Below are 19528 nucleotides of genomic sequence, written 5' to 3'. Positions count from 1 at the left end.
CAGAGCCGCGGCCGCTAACGGGGAGACGCACGAATGCGGATAGATGACGCAGGTGGGTCGGTTGTCGCCAGTCCTCCGCCGCCACCCCCGCCACCTCCTCCTCCGCCGCCACCTCCGCGGCCAAAGTCCGCGGCGTCGTCTTCGGGCATGCTCGATCGCAATTCGACGCACAGCGTTGGATCATCATCGACGGCACCTTCGCCGCTCTTTCAGCCCGTTCGGCCTTTCATAGGTCCGGTTCTGCAGCCGGCGCCTGTGTTGCTTGGTCCGCCTGTTCCGCCGAAAGCGGCGGCAACATGTCCGGGCGTCCCCGCCCCGGCGCCGGTTGCGCCGGTTCCTGATGCCGTTTCGCAGGCAAAAGCGGTTCAGACAAAAGCGCAGACGACCTTCGACGGTGATGCTGGAAAGCTGCATAAGCTGCAGACCGAGCTGACTGATGCACAGGGAACGAAGGCTCCGATCGGGTACGGTCGCGGCGCTGGCGCCGCGGCGGCTGCCCATCAAACCCATATCAACGATCTGAAGAAGCAGGTTGCGGCCGCTCAGCAGCAGGTCACCACCGATCAGGCGGTATTGAGTTCGGCCAAGAGCAATCTGCGTGCCGCACAAGGCATCGACGCCGCAGCAGCGAACTACAAGCCGGCGCCGCCGCCGGTCACCGTGAAAGATCCAGTCGCGCGGAAAGTTGCCCCGATCGTCGACGCGGCCACGACCCAGGTTTCCGCGGGAAAGGACAAGGTCACCGCCGATAAGGCTGCTCTCGAACAGACCAAATCGCAGCTCGGTCGTCTGGACACCGAGATGGACCGAGGAATCAATGCGGGCACGTTGCACCGTCTGTCGTTGCTGAATCAGCAGCAGGAAGCGCAGCAACACAAGCTGGCCACGGACCAGCGCAAGCTTGATGCCGCGAGCGCCGACCTTGCAGCAGGGAAGAGCGTCGTCTACGGGCAGCAGGCCGCGGCGGACAAGAAAGAGCTCGAGAGCGCCTCAACAGCACTGAAGAAAGCCGGTGTCACGGTCGACCGGAACAACAATCCGACCCAGGCGAATTTGACGCCATCGCAGCTGCGGGCCTATGACGACTTCACCGTCGCGCGGAGCAAGCTCAACGCCGATGTCGGTATGGTCGCGCAGGGCAAGGCCCAGCTCCAGTATTATGCGTCGAATACCGAGAAATACGGCACGGTTGCGAAGGATGCCCAGGATCGGGTGAACGACGCTCTGCATCCATTGGGCTACACCGTACGTGCAACGCACGGCAGCGATCCGCAGCAGGCATCGCTCGATCTCAAGCTCGCGAACGGGAACGCTGATTACCAGAATGCCGGCTTGGCCGCAGCCCAGCACCGAGTGGCATTTGCTGCGGCGGCGCAGACCGATCTTGAGGCAGCGCAGGACTCCGATCTCGCCAAATTGTCCCCGCAAGCCCGGCAGGCCGCGACCACGGCGAAGATCAACTACGACCAGGCGGACGCCTATCAGAACAAGGTCGGGACCGACCTCGCCCTGATCAACGGCCACCAGGCCGTCTCGGATGCGCAGGCCGCCTATATCAAGAATCCGACGGCCGCCACCGAGCTCAAGCTGAACCAGGCGCAGCAACAGTTGCGCGAGCTCTCGACAATGTCCGACATCGCGACGGCGGGCTTCAAGTCGGCAACAGGGCTTGCCTATGCCAACCAGCGCAATACGACATTGGCGAATCTGGAGCAGACCTATAGCCATGTTCCCTTGCCCTCAAACTCGCCGGTGTTGCAACAGATAGCGCAGGCGAGAACTGACGCGGCATCGGCCGGCCTAGTCACGAAAGAGCTGGCTGCAACGACCAACAGGCTGGTTCAGGACTATCGTGTCACACAGAGCGAGGCGGCGGTCGCAACCGCGCAGCAGTCCGCCAACACCGATTTGGCCCAAGCTGGTGTTGTGCGTACTGTGGGCTTCACCAAACCGAGCAGCGCCCTGACGACGGCTCAGCAATCGCTTCAATATGCACAGCTTCAACAGAAGCTGGCTCAATATCAGCTGCTGGATTCCCAGTTTCGGCTGACGTTGCCGCAAAATCTACTCGATCCGCAAACGGCCGCCGACCAGAGCGCGCTCTCGCAGGCGTACAATACATTCTTTGCACAGCATCCGGGTGCCCTGAGCGATGGCGCGGTCGCCGAGCAGCTTGCGAGCCTCAAGGACGCGAACGCGCGAGTGGATATCGGTCAGGGGCTGCATGAGCTGCAGGATGCCATCGACCGGGAGGACAAGGCGCTCGGCGACCGCAGCCTTCTGCAGAAGGGCGGCGATTGGGTCGGGGGGCTGTTCGGTGCCAACCGGTCTGAGCTCGAGTCGGATTTGCAGGACAAGAAAGAGGCGCTCACGGCTCTGCAGAAAAATCAGGGCGGGATGACTGCCCAGGAGGTCAACGGCGAGTATCTGAACATCATGGGTAATCTGGCCACTCAGAATGACCGGATGTTCGAGAGCGAGCGCAAGACCGACGCCAATTGGTCGAGTGCACAGGAAGTCGTGCGCGACGTCGCGATCGCCGCGGCTGCGACCGCTGTCACCATGGCCACGGCCGGAGCCGGCGCGCCGGTCTTGGCCGCCCTCGCGGCGGGCACATTGGTGGGAACCGGAACGGCCGAAGCCATCGACACGGCCCAGAATGCAGCGACCGTGTTCGGTGGCGGCGACGTTCACGGCAATTCCCACATCTCACTCGATGCGGCGCTGACCAACAACTTCTTCCAAGGTGGCGGCGGCTGGGATGAAGTGAAGCAGGCGGGCGTCGACGCGACCGTGTCGGGCGTGCAATCCCTGGGCGCAGCAGGGGGGGCGTTGACGGGCGGAGCCACGGAGGCCTTCATTACGCGCGGCCTCGACCAGGCGGCAAGCTCGGTGGTCTCGAAGCTGGCAACCGGATCAACGGTCATGGTTGCCAATCAGGGGGTCATGGGCCTCGGTAACGTCGCGGGTACCTATGTCGAGTCCCAGTATCAGCTCTCCGAGGGACGGGTCACGCAGGACGAAGCCAACGCGCAGATGAAGGATGCGTTCTCAGGATACTTCAAGAATGTCGCAATGGCCGGCGTCACTGGCGGTCTGACGAAGTTCGTCGACGGCAAGGTCGCGACGCGGACCGCGAGCGCGGTACGGCCGAATGGACTCGTGTCGAACCCGCTTTATCAGACGGCGTCCCAGCTGGGCGCGAACACCATGCTGACGGCAGGCCCCGGCCTCTTTTCCGGCAAGGCGCCGACCGCACAAGACTATCTGTCCATCGGGCTCAATACAGTTTCCGGTGTGGCTTCTCATCACTACCAGCAGAGCAGATCCCGCACCGAGACCGAAGCGGGCCTTGCCGGACAGCCTGCTGCATTCGACGCCGGAAGGAAGGTGTTTGACGCCTATCAGGGTCGGACGAGCGGGACATCTCCGAACGGCATCCGGCTGCAGGCCATGGATCCCGCAGATTTCGCCCGTGCATATCAAAAAGCCGGCGGCCAGCACGACCCCGCGGCAGTCGATGCTTTCAGCATCGCATCGGATCAGGGGCATCGCGTCTATGTGCGGACCGACAGATTGAGCCCGGACGTGGTCGCGCACGAGGCGGTGCATGCACTGACCTCGGAATCGTTCAAGAAGCTCGCAAGCACCCTGGCCGTTGATTCAAGCCGGCCACATTCGAACTTGAACGAGGGCGTGACGGAGTTCCTGGCCTCGCAAGTCGTGCCGCGCCGTGGCGCGTCGCCGTATCAGACAGAGGCAAAGATCGCGGAAGCCATCCGCGACCGGATGGGCGAGACCGACTTCCATAAGGCGGTTTTCGGAGGCGATCCAGCGGCACTCGCGTCGTTCCGGCAGACCGCTTTGGCGTTGCAGGATACGCCAATCAGCCAAGACCACGCCGCCGATTGGGCTCTGGCCGCCTCGACCACACCTCGGGCGGGAGGTGGCGCCAAGCGCATCGCGAATCGATTGAGAGAGTGGGTCGCTACCGCTCCCCCGGCCGCAGCATCGGCAGCCATTGCCGGCGAAGTCGTGTTGGCCACGCATGGCGCGCCCGCATTCGGTGAGGCCATCGCTGATCTCAATCCAGTCGGTCGTGCGTTTTTCAACAGTCCCCTGGCGCATGCGCGGGTCAGGACGTGGCTTGGATCGTCTCGTGAATCGGCGGTTCGCGCCGTCGTAGCCTCGAGTTTCGGGACCAACGCCTCGATCAATTTCATGAAGGCTGCGAGTGGATGGCATACAGATCGGGCGGCTGCCATATCGGACGGTTTGCTCGGCATTGGGCAGGCAGCTTTCGCCTTGCGCAATGGTGTTAGCTCCCAAGCGCTGATGCGCTCGCGCGGGACGAAGGTCGACGTTCTGCCTGGCGATACGATGGTCAGCGTTGCCCAAAGGCTTGGCCTCATCCCGCGCGACCTCACGCGAAGCAATCCTGGCGTTCAAGACATCAATCCGACAGTCACCGCTCTCAACAGTTCTGGTGCGACATGGGCCGAGATTGCGAAGAGCGAGGGTGTCGATGTCAAGACGCTCGTGGCGCTGAACCTGGGTCGGCATGGATGGTCGATCCCCGCTCGGAAGGATTCCGCAGGCGCATCCGTTCCGGCGGTCGATGACGCACGCGTGCAAGCCGGTCAAAGCCCGCAGGAGTTTCTCGACAGCCACAGCACCTCGCTGCGATCGATCGCCAAGGCCAACGCCAAGAATGTCGCGCCCGCCGAGATCCTGGTTCCTCAGCGGCTTCGTCAGGTCACGAATGGCGTGACCTACGGGGAATTTGCAACCGATCAGGGACTCAGCCTGAAGCGGCTGTTGGAGGCGAACGGGCACCGTGGTTTGTCCATCCCGCCACGACGGGTCTATGATGCAGCGAGCGGTGGCCGCGTGCTTCGCGGGGCAACGACCGATCGCTTGCAAGCAGGCGAGTCACTGGAGAGTTTCGCTCGCAGGCATGGTGTCGGGATCAAGAAGCTGATCGCGGCAAACAAGGACAGTCGTGCACCTTTGCGGATTGACGTTCCGGGCCAAGCCTCGTCGGCTAGCAACCCAACAGCCGTGACATGGGAACAGATCGCCAAAAAAACCGGTGTGCCTCTCCGACGTCTGTTGTCGATGAGCGGCCAGAATCTGCACGTTCCCGGGCAAAAGCAAGCCGTCGATCTCCAGCCGGGACAATCTCTGAGAGATCTCGCAAAGGAGCATGGAACAACAGTCAGAAAGATCGTGTCCGAGAACCGGACTTGGATCCCCCAAACTTATGAGCTTCCGCGGGCCGGGGCTTGGGTTGGTGACAGGCTATCGGTTCACCGCGTCTACGATAATCGTGACGTCCAGGATCCGTCGAAGGGCAGGCTGACATGGGTGCAGGTGGCGCGGAGAACAGGGCGCACGACGAAAGAATTGATGAGCTACAATAAGGCCAGCTCTGCAAACAAGAAGGATTTGGCTCCCCCAACTGTAAATATTCCCACCAAGTCGAGTTGGGAAACATCAACCAAGTCCGGAAAAGGCCTCCAATTTGTCGGCGCGATCGGACTCGTTCCGGGCAATCTGGTAGCGGCGGGTGTACACGCGCAAGCGGGGAACTTGGCGCTGGTCGGTCCCGATGTCGGTGTTGCTGTCGGGGTCGGCCTTGCTGCAACGCGTTCAGCGGTCGGGACCGTTGCGAAGCGCGATGCGGTGAAAAAGTGGGCGAAGGCTCGGCCCCGCGATGCGTGGACGTCCGGGCTCTCGTTTGGCGCGAAGGGTGGTATCAAGTACATCGAATGGCTCTTGCGCTAAAGGAAGGTTTTGACATTCGGTTCGGCATATTCGCGAGCCGAATGTCATACCAAGCAGCGCTCTTCGCGGATTTGCCGCGGCTCCCAAGCTCGCAATCTGGATCCGGAGCGATTCGCGCGTGGGAGCTTGGCGCCAGATAATCGAATGAAGGCGCGTTGTCTGATGGCTTGAGAGATCGGCCATCTCTCATGAGGACGTCGCTGTCCCCTGGGCTCGTAGTGCCGCGCATGCTCTTCTGCCACGTAGGCAGCGGATGCGTTGCTCGCGCTGAAGACGCGGAGTGGCCGAGAGCCCAATGGCGTCGAGAGGGTTCCTCGACCGGTTGCTCGTTAGGCCAGGGGGAATTTCGTCAAGAAAACGACTCAATGACGTTTCATGCTTCAGTTGAGCAATTCGACTGCGCGTCAGCAGGGTTGTGGTCCTCGAGTGGAGCAATCATTCGCTGAACCGGCTATGGTGATCGTCATCGATCTAACTCCATCGGCTCTCGCCCGTCGCAATTGCGCGACAGTCTTCGCGAGACGAGCCCAACAAGGGCAGCGCAACATTGATTTGACGCTTGGTATTATCGTGCCGAGCTGATATTTTCTCAAAACAATCTAAGGTTGCCAGAGACGGTTGGATCGCACAGGCGGCAGTGCGTCTTGCCGTAGTCATCAAAAAGTATCGTGTAGGTTGGCTATTGGTTAGCGCATGAAGGATAGCGGTGTTCCGCTTATAGGAAGGGACCAGGAGTCGAACCGGCTCCGCGAGCTTCTCCCGAGCAAGAACGGACGCGCCGTAGGCGCGGTTCTGGTAGGAGAGGCTGGAATCGGCAAGAGCCGTCTGGTCGAGGCACTGGCCCAAACTGCGAAGCAGCGCGGTTTCTGTGTTGCGAGGGGCGCCGCCTACGAGATGGCCGAACCTCTGCCCTATGGATTGTTTGCCGATACGTTCTCCCAATGGGCTCGCGAGCAGCCAACGCTCCTCAACCATGCTCGCAATGATATGATTCGGCCGCTGTCTCGCCTGGTGCCGGCGTTCGCGGCCGCTGCGGATCTTCCTGCTCTCAAAGGACTCTCCGGACCGGACGAGCGGTTTCGACTTTTCGAATCCGCCGTTCATCTGCTTCATGCGGTTGCGGTCGAATCTCCACTGTTGCTCGTGCTCGAAGACCTGCACTGGGCCGATCGCGAATCGTGGGCGATGTTGCTGCATTGCTTGCGCTCGACGCGATCTCTCCCGCTGCTGACCGTCATCACTCTCCGTCCCGACGAGACCGGTGGCGAGCCGCTGGAACTCAATGCGCTGACGCGTGAGAGCGAGCTTCATCGGATCGCTGTTCGGCCACTCGAGCCCGCGGATACGATGCGCATGCTGGAGCTATTGGCAGACGAACGACTTCCCGCATCGCTTGCCACGGCAATTCATCGTGAGACTGGCGGCAATCCGTTCTATGTGCGCCAGCTCTTCAACCACCTCGTCGAAGAGGGAAAGCTTCTTGGGCGCGAGGGCCAATGGCCCGCCGATCTCGTGAACAACGGTCTCGGTATCCCTGCCGGACTGCGTCCGCTGCTGTCGCGACGGTTCGCGCGGCTCTCGGGGCCGACCTTGGGAATGCTGCGGATCGCTGCGATATTTCCGGAAGGGTTCGATCTCGGCCGATTGCAGCTTCTGATATCGGATTCCGAAGAGGCGATCCTCGACCATATCGACGAGGCGATGAGGGCTGGCGTCCTCGTCGTCCGCGGCGGCGGCTACGTCTTTGCGCATGCATTGCTGCGGCGCGCCATGTACGACGAGCTGAACCCCGACCGGCGGGCGATTTTGCATCGACGCGCGGCGACGCGCCTCGCCGAGCTCGATGCCGATCCCGGAGAGATTGCGCATCAGTATCACGCTTCGCAGCGCATCGCAGGTGCGGAGATCGGCGAGGTCTTCGCATTGAAGGCAGCCGAGCGCGCGCGAGCCAACTATATCAGCGAGCACGAAGCTGCATTCCTTCGGATCGCTTGCGATCTCGCAGGCGATGCTGTCTCGGACGAGATGCTCCGCGATCTCGCGCTCGCCCAGGCTGCATCACTCGATGTCGAAGCCGCCGATGCGACGACACGTCTTCTGTTCGGCCGCTGCTGGGAGCGGCAGCCATCATGGATCATGAGTTTCCTGGTGACGATAGTCCGCAGGCTGCGGGACGCCGGCGCTCCCACAGAGATGTGGCAGCCCCTGGTGGAGCGCGGACTGGAGGCCTGCGGTGCTCGCCGAGATTTGCACTGGGCCCGATTGGAGGTGCTCCGACAGTACTGGCGGTGCCGATGGAATGACGGGACGTTCGAGGCGATCTACCACGCGCCGGATCCGCTTGCGCTCGATCTGGTTCGTCAGCTTGGAGACGAAGAGGATCGTGCCTCGGCGCTCGACCTGTATGCTCCGCGATCAATCGAACAGACAGTGCAGGTGCAACGTTGGGCCGCCGAATGGCAGAGTCCGGCGGCCATCATCCGGGCTCGCGAGGTCGTCACCCATGATTGGATCTATCGGCATGGACAACTCGCCATGGGGGTCGAAACTGCGCACGACCTGTTGCGGGACGCCAAGTGTTTCGGATCGCTTCCAGGTCGGATCGAGGCCTTAACTTCTCTCGCGATTGCCGAGGCGAGCCTGGGTCATCTGGCAAGCTCAGACGCGGCGCTGCGCGACGCGCGTGCGCTGGCCGTCCGACTGGGACCGTGGCACCGGTTGCATCTCGCCCTGGAGCTTTCGGCAGTCGCATGGCGTGCCTATTTGTACGGTGGCGACTGGCCGGCAATTGGCCGCATCGCCTCGCGTGCGCTGCAGATCGTCAAGGATCATCCGGTGCGCCTTGGACAAATCGTGCTTGGCTTCGCCGCTCTCACCGAAGCATTCCTGCCTGGCGAAAACGAATATGACGTTCGCATCGAGGCGCTGCTCCGATCCTTGGAGAACACAAATTCTGACAGACAGCTATCAGATGATGCGCTTGGGCTCGGAGCCTGTGCCGCCTGGCAGCGTGAGGACGTCAAGCGTGCGCGCCGGTTCGAAGCGTTGGTCCGCGCTCCAAAGCACGGGAGCACGATCGGTGCAGCCGGTGATTGCCGTGAATTCATTCTCGGACGCCTGGCGTCCCTCCAGGGTCACACCGCTGCGGCACGCGCACACTTCGCAAAGGCCCGCGGCGACCTTGAGCGGGCAGGCCAGGTCTGCCTGCGAGCGCTCGTCGATCTTGACGAGGCAATCGTGGCGGGAACCTCAGGCGATAAGCCGTCATCACATGCACTGCTGCAGCGGGGACGCGAGCAGTTCGTCGCACTCGGCATGCGAAGTTGGCAGGAGCGCGTTGATCGAGCACGGATAGAGGGAGTCGAGATCGAGCCACGCAACTTACCCGCGCGGGGGCCTGATGATCTTTCGCCACGAGAAATGGAAATCCTCGGCCGGCTCGCTGCCGGCAGCCGCTCCAAGGCCATTGCCGCGGAACTACGCCTCAGTGTGCCGACCGTCAATCGGCACATTGCGAACATATATATGAAGATCGGCGTGAGCTCGCGCGCTGCAGCAACCGCCTACGCGATGAGACACCGTCTCAGCATGCTCCAGTGAGTCAGTACACATCGATTGCATAGTTTTTATGATGGTGACGGCTGCAATGAGTGCGTAAGCTGACGGTGTGTAAAAAATGATAGTCATGGGCGGACAACGAGTAGCAGGGCAAGGGTTCGACGTCGGGCGTCGTCGAACACGTTCATGCGTGCTCGTCGGCGCTGTCGGAGCATTCCGGGAACAAGGCATACGCCTTTCCGGAACTACGTCTGCGGCCGGCAAGTTGCGTCCGCCTAGGGTGGTTCAAGGGGACGTGGCATGCGTGATACAGACGGGGATGTCAGCAAGGTAGACACCGCTTACACTAAGCTAAAGGACCTCGTCATCCACTATGATCTGGTGCCTGACGGCAAGGTCCGGGTGCTTCCTGGAGAGCATCTACACATTGACGATCTGGCGGATCGCGTCAACGCGAGCGCAACACCTGTGCGCCAAGCGCTGGAGCGCCTACAGGGCGAGGGGCTCATCGATAGCATCGCTAAGCGAGGCTTCTTCTCAAAAGTTCCGAACGCGTCCGAGCTGCAGGACTTGTATGAATTTGCGCGGCTGGTTCTTGAGCACAATATCACGAGGCCACTCGATCCGTCCTCGGTTGCGCGTCTCGGCCGGGGTTTGATGAAAGTCGAAGCTGTTGCTGTGGGTCACTCGGCAACGAAGTGCGTCAAGCATCATGCGATGACCATCGAAAGCGTCTTCGAGCAGATCACGCAGCTGTCGCGAAACGAGCAGATGCTGAGAATGGTGCGGAACTTCAATGATCGCAGTCGGTACGTCCGCTGCCTCTCGGTCTTGCAAAGCCCGGATCACGGCGCGCAGGTACGGGAATGTCTCGAACTGATCGAATTGCTCCGCGATCAAGATCCGAAAGGTGCATGCGAAAAACTGGAAACGCACATGTGTCGGATGATCGTCGATCTGCCCGAACTCATCCGGGACGCCAGGTCACGCTGGACGATGGCCGCGGCCATATAGATCTCATTTGACCATTGATCGTAGCGCCCCCGGGGGACATCGACCGTTGATCTATAAGAGGGTCCAAGACCCCGATTGCGAGTGAAGCTCTGGATCCGGCATGCGCGGGGAGAATTCGCGGGGCGACCGAAGCCCAAATCAGGTCCATCATTTGAGCCCTGGCGGGAGCGAGAGGGTGTCAATGACGGCGTGGTTTTCGAGCCGACTGGGATTGCCGCGTGAGCTATCAAGGGCTTGGCCGGCTATCGCGGCAATTGCCGTCCTGGCCATCGTGGGAGTCGCGCTGCTGTCCTATCGATTGGCCCTGAGCGCCGGCCTCGCGCAGATGAGCCGCGATTCCGACGATCGGCTTACGTTGATCGCCAGCACGTTCGATGCAACCGTTGCCCGCTTCCGATATCTGCCCACGGTTCTGTCGCTCGCCGATCCGGTGCGCCGGCTGTTCCGGACACCGGGCGATGGAGCAGTTGTCGACACAGCCAACCGTTATCTCAAGTCGCTCAATCAGGCTGCGGGATCGGCCGAGCTCTACGTGCTGGACACGGCCGGGGTGGCGCTGGCGGCAAGCAATTATGATGGAGCAAAGAGCTTCGTCGGGCATGCGTACGACTTTCGCCCCTATTTCCAAAGCGCAATTCGTGACGGGGAAGGGCAGCTTTATGCCGTCGGGGTGACGACCGGCTTGCCAGGTTACTTCCTGTCGCAACGGATCACGGAAGGCGAGCTTACGATCGGGGTCGCCGTCGTGAAGATCGATTTGACGCCGCTGGAAGCCGATTGGGTCAGGGCCGGTGATCTGGTGGCCATGCAAGATGAAGGAGGCGTGGTCATCCTGGCCAGCCGCGCGCAGTGGAAATATCATCCGTTGCGAACACTGCCCTCGAGCGCGGTCGCTCGTTTGAACGAGTCCCGGCAATTCGGCGATACGATCGAAAATGCCCCGATCCTGCATTCGCCGAGTGAATCAGGGGACGTATCGGTTGGGTTGGGCGACGACAATGACGTCCACGAATATGCACTGCGCGCGCGTCATCTGCCGGCACATGGATGGCAGCTCCTGATCTTCTCGGATATCGGAGACGCTCGGCGGCATGCAATGACAGTCGCCGCCACAGCGGGTTTTGCCGTTCTCACGGTCCAGCTGCTTGGGCTCGTCGCCTATCAATGGCGGCAGTCGATGAAAGCCAAGGGCGAAGCTAACGAGCTGCTGGAACGAAGTGTTGCGGAGCGCACGATGGAGCTGCGCGAAGCCAATCGTCAGCTGACGAGTGAAGTCCTGGAACGGACGCGCACCGAACAGGAGTTGCGACAAACCCACGAGAGCCTGGTGCAGAGCGCGAAGCTTGCCAGTCTTGGACAAGCCCTGGCAGGCGTGGCGCATGAAATCAACCAGCCACTCGCAGCGCTCACCACCTATATCGCAAGCAGCCGAGTCTTGCTGCACCGCAACGAGTTCGAGCGAACGGCAGTGAACCTCGACCTGATGTCATCCATAGCCGAGCGAATGATGGCATTGATCGGTCACTTGGGCATGTTCGCGCGCAAGGAGACCGGCGCAACCAGCAGAGTCGATGTCGGTGTGACACTTGGCAACGCGATGCGGCTTCTGCAGTACCGGATCAGAAACGAAGGTATCGAGGTTGTCTTGGACTTGCCCGCGGAGCCGGCTCACGTTGAGGCGAACCCGATCCGTCTCGAGCAGGTCTTCGTCAACCTGCTCTCGAACGCGGTCCACTCGATGCGCGACCGCCCGCGCCGCATTCTCAGGGTTTGCATCCGTCGTGCGGAGAGCACGGTGACGACCGAGGTCGCGGACACCGGGAGCGGAATCTCCGCGGATCACATGAAGTCGCTGTTCGATCCGTTCTTCACCACCAAGGAAATCGGTGAAGGGCTCGGCCTCGGTCTTTCAATCAGCTATGGCATCGTGAGAGAACTCGGAGGCACGATTTCGGTCGAGAGCGAGCTGCAAATCGGAAGCCGGTTTCGGGTGACCTTGCCGGCGCCGCCCGCGCAGGCCTAGATCTATCGGGGTATCGGATGAGCAAATCGATTCTTGTCGTTGACGACGAGGAGATCGTTCGCAGCTCGATCAGACAATGGCTGGAGCTGGGCGGCTTCGACGTGCGCACCGCCCGAAATGCGGACGAGGCGCTGTCGATGCTTCAGGCCGAGCTGCCTGACGTGGTCCTGACCGACTTCCGGATGCCGCATCGATCCGGCATCGACCTGATGCGCGACGTGCAGCGAATCGATCCCGACATTCCGGTCGTCCTGCTGACTGCTCACGGCGACGTTGCACTTGCGGTTGCGGCCATGCGCGAGGGCGTCTACGACTTTTTGCAGAAGCCTGCCAACCCGGATCATGTGTCTGCCGTGTTGGCGCGGGCGGCAGAACAATCAGGATTGAAGCGTCAACTCAGGCAACTCACCAGCCGGCTCGGCGCCGAAGGTGAGCTGGAGCGACGTCTCCTGGGGACATCGCCCGCGATGGCTGGGCTGCGCAAGTCCGTTGGCGAGCTCGCCGAGCACGACCGGGATGTGATCCTCTTCGGCGAGAGCGGCACGGGAAAGGAGGTCGTCGCTCGCGCACTGCATGACCTCGGTCCGCGAGCACGAGCGCCATTCGTTGCGGTGAATTGCGCGGCTATACCCGCCGAGCTGTTCGAGAGCGAGCTGCTGGGTCACGAGGCGGGCGCGTTCACCGGTGCACGCGGGGCCCGCGTCGGGAAGTTCGAACATGCCAGCGGCGGAACTCTCCTGCTCGATGAAATCGAAAGCATGCCACACGCGTTCCAGGTCAAAATCCTGCGCGTTCTCCAGGAGCGCGTGGTCGAGCGGGTGGGATCAAACCGGCTGATCCCGGTCGACGTCCGTGTGATCGCCGCCGCGAAAGCCGATCTCGCCGCCGACAGCCGCAGCGGCCGCTTTCGCGCGGATCTCTACTTCCGCTTGGCAGCGGCGGAGATCCGTCTCCCGCCGTTGCGCGAACGGGGCAACGACGTGCTGCTGCTCTTCCAGCATTTCGCCGGGGAAGCCTCCCGGCGCAGCGGCCGTGATTTGACCCCACTCGGGCCTGAGGATTTCGACGCACTGCTGACCCATGACTGGCCTGGCAACGTTCGAGAGCTGAAGAACGTGGCTGAACGCTACGCGCTCGGCCTAGCGGCAACGGGTCGCCGCGTCGCGGAAATTCTGCGGCGGAGCGAGGGAGCGGGCGCGAGGCGCGCGCTCTCCGAGCGTGTGGCAGCTTATGAGCGCATGCTGATCGAGGCCTCCTTGCTGGAGCACAACTGGTCAGTTGTGGCGGTCATGGAAAGTCTCGGCGTGCCACGGCGGACCCTCAACGAAAAAATGGCAAGGTACGGCTTGCTGCGGCCCAGCCGAACGTCCTGCTAAGCAGTCGGCGGATTCCCGCTCACGCTCCGACGCGGATCGGCGGAATTCCGCTGAGCGCGGCGAGCCCGTTTCACGCGGGGCGCATGCAACCATCTGAAATGGCTTTGTTTGCCGGCGCGGTCGGCGGCCGCGGCCGGCTGGCACGCGGGTTGCTCAGGCATGAGCACGATTGGCCTTAGAGCCTAAGAAAACGTGCACTCGGAGGACGCCATGAATTTTGAGCGAACTATCAACCCCACCCTCATTGCGGCCGCCGTTGAAGCACGCCGTGACGGCCTTGGGATGGGTAGCCGCTTGCGCGCGATCTTCGTCGGCTCGATCGGAAACCTGGTGGAATGGTATGACTTCTACGCCTATGCCGCGTTTGCGTTGTATTTCGCCAAATCCTTCTTTCCTCAGGGCGACGAGGTGGTGCAGCAGTTGAATGCAGCGCTGCTGTTTGCGGCCGGCTTTCTTGTTCGCCCCCTCGGAGGCTGGCTATTCGGCCATTTTGCAGATCATCACGGCCGCCGTAATGCCCTGACCTTGTCGGTCTTGATGATGTGCTTCGGCTCGCTGATCATCGCCGTGACGCCCACCTATGCGTCGATCGGCCTTGCAGCTCCGGTTCTGCTTGGCTTCGCGCGGATCGTTCAGGGAATCAGCCTTGGTGGTGAATATGGCGCCAGCGCAACTTACCTGAGCGAGGTCGCGGACGAAAAGAACCGCGGATTCTATTCGAGCTTCCAATATGTGACGTTGATTGGGGGACAGCTCTGCGCGATCGTCGTTCTGCTGGTCCTGCAGAAGGTGCTTCTGACGGAGGAGCAGCTTCGAGGATGGGGCTGGCGTATTCCGTTCGTGATCGGCGCGCTGCTGGCGGTCGTGGCCGCAGTCATGCGCCGAAACCTGCACGAAACGGATGTATTTATCCGGGCGAAGTCGGCGAAACAGGTGAGTTCGTTGCGCGCGCTGGGTCAGTTCCGACGTGAAGTCCTGCTTGTTGTTGGACTGACCATGGGTGGGACTGCGGCCTTCTACACCTATACCACTTATATGCAGAAATACCTGAAGCTCTCCGTCAAGCTGACGGATGATCAAACGACCATGGTGACGGCCTGCAGTCTGATCTTCGCCATGGCGCTGCAGCCGCTCTACGGCGCGCTGTCTGATCGTATCGGACGGAAATGGTTGCTGATCGGGTTCGGACTGGGGGGCACCCTGTTCACGATTCCGCTTCTGACCACGTTGCAACAAGTCCACGATCCGCTCACTGCGTTCCTTCTGATTGCGGCAGCGTGGTTGATCGTGTCCGGCTATACGTCGATCAATGCCGTGGTCAAAGCCGAACTGTTTCCGACCGCAATTCGGACCACGGGCGTAGCGCTGCCCTATGCGTTGACCGTGTCGATCTTCGGCGGCACCGCGGAGTCGATCGCCCTCTGGTTCAAATCGATCGGTCACGAAAGCTGGTTCTATCTCTACCTCACCGGCTGCATTGCGACCTCTCTTGTCGTCTATCTCGCCATGCGCGACACCCGGAGGCACTCGGCGATCGATCGTGAGCCATAGAACAGAAGGCGCGATAAACGGCGCGTCGCATGAGCGCGCGACGTGCCGCGCAGCCTTCGGCTGAAGCCCGCCGCATCAGCAATCCTCCCGCAGCAGGTATCGATATGGACAGCGAATTCAATCGAGTCGATGTCGCCTACGCCAGAATCAAGGAATTGGTTACACATTACGAGTTGACGTCGGAGTCGAAGATCATTCTGCCAGGCGAGCACCTGCGCATCGACGAGCTTGCCGATTATGTCAGAGCGAGCGCGACACCCGTGAGACAGGCTCTTGAGCGCCTTCATGGCGAGGGATTGATCGACATCGTTCCGAAGCGTGGTTTCTTCTCAAGGGTGCCGGACGCAGCGGAGCTACGGGATCTCTATGAGTTCGCTCGGCTGGTGCTCGCGTATAATCTCAGGAGGCCTTTGGAGTCACCATCGGCTGTCCGCTTTGGCCGGAGCGCGACGAGAATGACAGCGCTTCCGCCTGCGCATTCGGCGATGAGTTGCGCCAAGCGCCATGCCGCCGCCATCGAGGGTGTTTTCGAGCAGATCGCGCAGATATCGAGGAACGAAGAGATGTTGAGAATGATAAAGAACTTCAACGACCGCAGCCGTTATATTCGATGCCTCGTCATCTCCCGAGACGCTGATCTGGGCTCCGAGCTCCGTGACTGTCTTGATATCGCGGACGGCGTCCGCAGCCAGAACGCCGCGCGCGCGTGCGCAAGCCTGGAAGCGCACATGCGACGAACGATTGCAAGCCTGCCAGAATTGATACGGGAAGCCAGATCGCGCTGGGCCATTGCCGCCGCTGCAGGCTAAGCCATCCCATTTGGTGGTCCCTTCACGCACGCTGCCCACGACGTTCGGCGGTCAATCCTTTCAATCGAGCTCGTGGGTCGTTGCGTTCGTCTGAACAGGCAACCTCGCCTTCAGCCGCAGCCGCATGCCGACCTATCTCGCCGTTTGCGGACGTGTGCGCCAGCCGACCGTAAGGAGCCACTCCTGATAGTTGCGCTCGAACTGTTCACGGTCGGCAGGCGGCGGCTGCGGTTTTGCGCGAGCAAGTCTTTCGGCGAGAGGTTCGAGACCAACCTTGCGGCGTCGTTCGTCCACTCCTAGCGGATTCTCGATCGGATGGGCCTGCATGTTGCCGTGCAAATCGGGCTGGAGCTGCGTGCCGTAGAGCTGCGGCCGGCCTTCGAATACACGGATCCTGTCTTCGAGCATGGCGGGCTGCCAGGCTGGAACCAAGTGCTCGCGCGCGGCAGTGGCAAGGAACTTGAGGCACGACCTCTGAAAGTCCGGATGCGCGATGCTATGCTGGGCAATCAGCCAAGCGGCCTCGGCGGCCCGTTTGCCGACCCGGCGCTCCGTCGGCCATCCGATCTCGGCGATGATGTCCTGGAGCTGCAGCGCGTTCTTCTCGTGAACCGCGGCCATATGCGGATGATAGCCCTCGTAGAGAGCTCCCGAGGCCGCCAGTTCCTCGCCGACCTTCCGGTCGTGTTCTGCCATGAGGATGAGCGCGTCGGCAATGCTGCGATCCATCCTGAGATGATGGCACGCCGCGCGGCGCTTTGACAACTGCATCGCGAATGTGTTGCCACCGTCGCAGCCAACGCACGAGCGGGCGAGCTCCATAGGAGATCACGAGGTGTCCTCGCAGAGGAGGAGACCCGCACGAGCCGACCGTGCCTGGTGCTCAAGCAACTGACGCACCATGCCGATGAAGATGGCACGACTCGTTATGGCGATGCCATGATGCTGCGGCGGCATGCGCTCTAGTCGCCAATAGGCGGGGTCGTAGAGCGTGACATGCCGTCAGATTGCCCGATGAACGGCGCTTCGAGCGCGATGCTTTGGGGGCTGATGCGGTGTTTTCCGCTTGAGGTTCCGGGCGGCTCAGAGGCTGGCTTCTAGCTTGATGCTGCGCAGGACCTGGGTGCTCTCGCAATTCAACGAATATCGCCTCGACATCGTTAAGGCGAAGCTTGCCTGTCCGGTGATCTCGCCGCGCGTGCAGCTGCAGCGAGGTTGCCCGCAAGGCGGTCAGCGACGACGAGCGAACTGACGGGACTGTGCAGCATCTGTCGAGCGGCGCCGAGGAGATCGGCGAGGTCGTGCAGCTGATTCACAGTATTGCGCCGCAGACGACCTGCATGCGCTAAATGCGACGATCGAAACTGCGCGAGCCGGAGGGGCCGGACGCGGCTTTGGGGGCGTCGCGTCGGAAGTGAAGGCGCTGGCGAGCTAGACGGCGAGGGCCACCGGAGATTTCGGCCCCGGTCTCGGCGATGCAGGCGTCGACTAGCGAGGCTGATCCGCAAACAATACAAGCGCTATCCTCGATGAGGTAAAACCAGTCGTCGAAATTGAGCTTCGTGGGCTTGCCGTCCGACGCGAGCCGTGGCCGAGACCGGAACGGCCGATAGCACGATGATAGGTCGCTACACGGTGAGTCTCCAAGTTGACGGATTGGAATCCAGACCGCCGTGCCCCGACGATGGCCGGCGCACCCCGCATGAGATTTAGAGACGGGACAACGGCCCGCGCGGCCTTTGCGCGCGGGCCGTCGCCCTGACGCCCCCTCGGCAATCACAGCCGTCAGACGGCCGCTGAGACCGGACCACCCGCTGCCTGCTTGAAGACTGCGAGCAGCTTGTTGCCGTCGGGCACGCCGAGACCGGTGCAGGCATTCCAGCCGGGGCCGGCGTCGTAGCCGATTCCTCCATGCTTGTTGTTACCCTGAACGACCGGTCGGAATGCCGCTGCGCTGCCATACAGCAACGGAAGCGCGAATCCCGCCGGCTTGTCGCAGGCCTCGTTGACCAGCGCAAAAAGGCCGGCGAACAACGGCGCGACCGCGCTGGTCCCTCCAATCGTGCCGCCGATGCCGCCAACCACGACCGAGAATCCGCTGAGCGGATCGGCGTCGCCGGCGATATCGGGCACTCCCCTACGGACCTTCCGATCGTTGACCGACTTCGGAATGCCCGCAGCGCTCTGGTAGCCGGGCAGCTCGAAGCGGTCGCTGATGCCGCCACCCGTTCCCTTTCCGTTGCGATTCCAGACGGCCTCGCCGGTGATGCTGCCGTTGTTGGTGTCTATGACGGTACCGCCACAACCGATCACGAACGGACTAGAGGCTGGAAAATCCGTGTGCGCACGACCGTCGCTCAGACCGTCGGTCGCGAGGTCGTCACCCGCCGCCGCTAGCACCGTCACATTCAGCAAAGCGGCATCTTTGAGCGCCGTGGTCATGGCCGCGAGGCCTTGACCGGTCCATTTCCGCTCCGCCGATCCCCAGCTGATCGATATGACTGAGGGGCGGTTCTGCTGATCGTGAACCGCCCGGGTGATGGCATCGACGAAGCCCTGGACCGTGTTGGGGGCGAAGTACACGGCGAGGCTGGCGCCGGGCGCCGCGCCGCCAGCGACCTGAATGTCGAGCGCGACTTCGCCATCGGCATCGAGATCCCGGCCGGGCTGGTTCTGCCCGCCCGATACCGAGATGGCCGTGATTCTGGGCGTCATCAGATCCATCGCGTTGAATGCCTTCCGGTTGTCGCTGTCCCGGAAGCCGCCGCCGAGCTCGATAATGGCGATGCACTGGCTGGCGCCCATGCCCGCGGTCCTCGGGAATCCGTACAGCTTGGCGATCTCGTTCGGTAGATGTCCGACCGTTGCATGCGGGTCGATGTGGTGCGTGAGTTTCGGCTTTGCGATCGGCCTGGTGTCGAGACCAAGAACGGCCTCTACTCTGTCGGCAACGAATGCGGGGGCCGACAGGCTGCCGGACCGGGCACGAAACCCTTGCTGGCCGTCATTGTAGTAGTGCAGCTTGGTCCTGAACGCCGCTTCGATCTTGTCGATCGGACCAGAGAGCTTGATGAGCCGCCGAGCGGGATCCTGCTTGACGATCGCCAGCCCGGTTTCGGTGGCGAACTCCGCGATCGCGGTGAAGTCGTCGGCGTAGTCGACGGCGCGCCGATTGCTGACATCGCGACTCGCAGCAGCCATTGTCGCAGCCGCCGCCTCCGCTCCGGACATGGCGCCTTGCTTCAGCAGATCATCGGTACCGCGATCCTTCAGATAGACGCTGATTTCGATCGGCTCCGCGGCGGTCGCTGCGTGAACCGCGGCGATCGGTGCGAGATCCTTCGGCGACTCGCGATGACTTCCGGGTATCTCGACATAATTTGAAGGCATGACAGTCTCCTGTTACAGAT

At 61.9% G+C, this 19528-nt stretch carries 9 protein-coding genes and 2 pseudogenes; 8 read left to right on the top strand and 3 right to left on the bottom strand.

What is annotated here, in order from left to right:
- Window positions 1–147 precede the first annotated feature (147 nt).
- The 7 genes from S58_RS35360 (at window position 148) to S58_RS35330 (ending at window position 16118) form a co-directional block, all read left to right on the top strand.
- Window positions 148–5787: a LysM peptidoglycan-binding domain-containing protein gene (locus tag S58_RS35360; protein ID WP_144058453.1), complete on the top strand. Its 5640-nt coding sequence runs from the start codon at window positions 148–150 to the stop codon at window positions 5785–5787.
- A gap of 693 nt (window positions 5788–6480) precedes the next feature.
- Window positions 6481–9387: a helix-turn-helix transcriptional regulator gene (locus S58_RS35355; RefSeq protein WP_015670249.1), complete on the top strand. Its 2907-nt coding sequence runs from the start codon at window positions 6481–6483 to the stop codon at window positions 9385–9387.
- Window positions 9388–9645: 258 nt separating this feature from the next.
- Window positions 9646–10359, top strand: coding sequence for a GntR family transcriptional regulator (locus tag S58_RS35350; protein ID WP_015670248.1), 714 nt, complete (start codon window positions 9646–9648; stop codon window positions 10357–10359).
- A 181-nt stretch (window positions 10360–10540) separates the two neighbouring features.
- Entirely contained in the window at window positions 10541–12382 is a 1842-nt protein-coding gene (locus S58_RS35345) for an ATP-binding protein (protein WP_015670247.1), read from the top strand.
- Between the two features lie 17 nt (window positions 12383–12399).
- Window positions 12400–13758: a sigma-54-dependent transcriptional regulator gene (locus tag S58_RS35340; RefSeq protein ID WP_015670246.1), complete on the top strand. Its 1359-nt coding sequence runs from the start codon at window positions 12400–12402 to the stop codon at window positions 13756–13758.
- A gap of 282 nt (window positions 13759–14040) precedes the next feature.
- Window positions 14041–15309: an MFS transporter gene (locus tag S58_RS35335; RefSeq protein ID WP_015670245.1), complete on the top strand. Its 1269-nt coding sequence runs from the start codon at window positions 14041–14043 to the stop codon at window positions 15307–15309.
- Between the two features lie 29 nt (window positions 15310–15338).
- Window positions 15339–16118, top strand: a complete 780-nt coding sequence (locus S58_RS35330; RefSeq protein ID WP_144058452.1) for a GntR family transcriptional regulator — start codon at window positions 15339–15341, stop codon at window positions 16116–16118.
- Window positions 16119–16250: 132 nt separating this feature from the next.
- Here the strand turns inward: S58_RS35330 and S58_RS35325 are convergent, their stop codons facing one another.
- Window positions 16251–16940 (bottom strand): DUF6624 domain-containing protein, encoded by a 690-nt coding sequence (locus S58_RS35325; protein WP_015670243.1) that lies wholly within the window; start codon window positions 16938–16940, stop codon window positions 16251–16253.
- Window positions 16941–17326: 386 nt separating this feature from the next.
- Here S58_RS35325 and S58_RS39405 point away from each other — a divergent pair.
- Window positions 17327–17617: pseudogene (locus tag S58_RS39405) on the top strand (methyl-accepting chemotaxis protein); the annotation flags it as partial.
- Here the strand turns inward: S58_RS39405 and S58_RS39265 are convergent.
- Window positions 17614–17694, bottom strand: a pseudogene (locus S58_RS39265) (DUF3833 family protein); the annotation flags it as partial. The pseudogenes S58_RS39405 and S58_RS39265 sit on opposite strands and share 4 nt — an antisense overlap.
- Window positions 17695–17903: 209 nt before the next feature.
- Window positions 17904–19508, bottom strand: a complete 1605-nt coding sequence (locus S58_RS35315) for a S53 family peptidase (protein WP_015670242.1) — start codon at window positions 19506–19508, stop codon at window positions 17904–17906.
- Between the last annotated feature and the right edge of the window lie 20 nt (window positions 19509–19528).

The sequence above is a fragment of the Bradyrhizobium oligotrophicum S58 genome (genome assembly GCF_000344805.1).
GTDB classification, from domain to species: Bacteria; Pseudomonadota; Alphaproteobacteria; order Rhizobiales; family Xanthobacteraceae; genus Bradyrhizobium; species Bradyrhizobium oligotrophicum.
The sequence above is the reverse complement of the archived record's forward strand: the minus strand, read 5'-3'. Positions and strand labels throughout refer to the sequence as shown.

What these genes read in the sequence shown, in the direction of transcription:
- S58_RS35360 (WP_144058453.1), top strand. Translation starts at nt 148, where the DNA reads ATGCTCGATCGCAATTCGACGCACAGCGTTGGATCATCATCGACGGCA.
- S58_RS35355 (WP_015670249.1), top strand. Translation starts at nt 6,481, where the DNA reads ATGAAGGATAGCGGTGTTCCGCTTATAGGAAGGGACCAGGAGTCGAAC.
- S58_RS35350 (WP_015670248.1), top strand. Translation starts at nt 9,646, where the DNA reads ATGCGTGATACAGACGGGGATGTCAGCAAGGTAGACACCGCTTACACT.
- S58_RS35345 (WP_015670247.1), top strand. Translation starts at nt 10,541, where the DNA reads ATGACGGCGTGGTTTTCGAGCCGACTGGGATTGCCGCGTGAGCTATCA.
- S58_RS35340 (WP_015670246.1), top strand. Translation starts at nt 12,400, where the DNA reads ATGAGCAAATCGATTCTTGTCGTTGACGACGAGGAGATCGTTCGCAGC.
- S58_RS35335 (WP_015670245.1), top strand. Translation starts at nt 14,041, where the DNA reads ATGGGTAGCCGCTTGCGCGCGATCTTCGTCGGCTCGATCGGAAACCTG.
- S58_RS35330 (WP_144058452.1), top strand. Translation starts at nt 15,339, where the DNA reads ATGAGCGCGCGACGTGCCGCGCAGCCTTCGGCTGAAGCCCGCCGCATC.
- S58_RS35325 (WP_015670243.1), bottom strand. Translation starts at nt 16,940, where the DNA reads ATGGAGCTCGCCCGCTCGTGCGTTGGCTGCGACGGTGGCAACACATTC.
- S58_RS35315 (WP_015670242.1), bottom strand. Translation starts at nt 19,508, where the DNA reads ATGCCTTCAAATTATGTCGAGATACCCGGAAGTCATCGCGAGTCGCCG.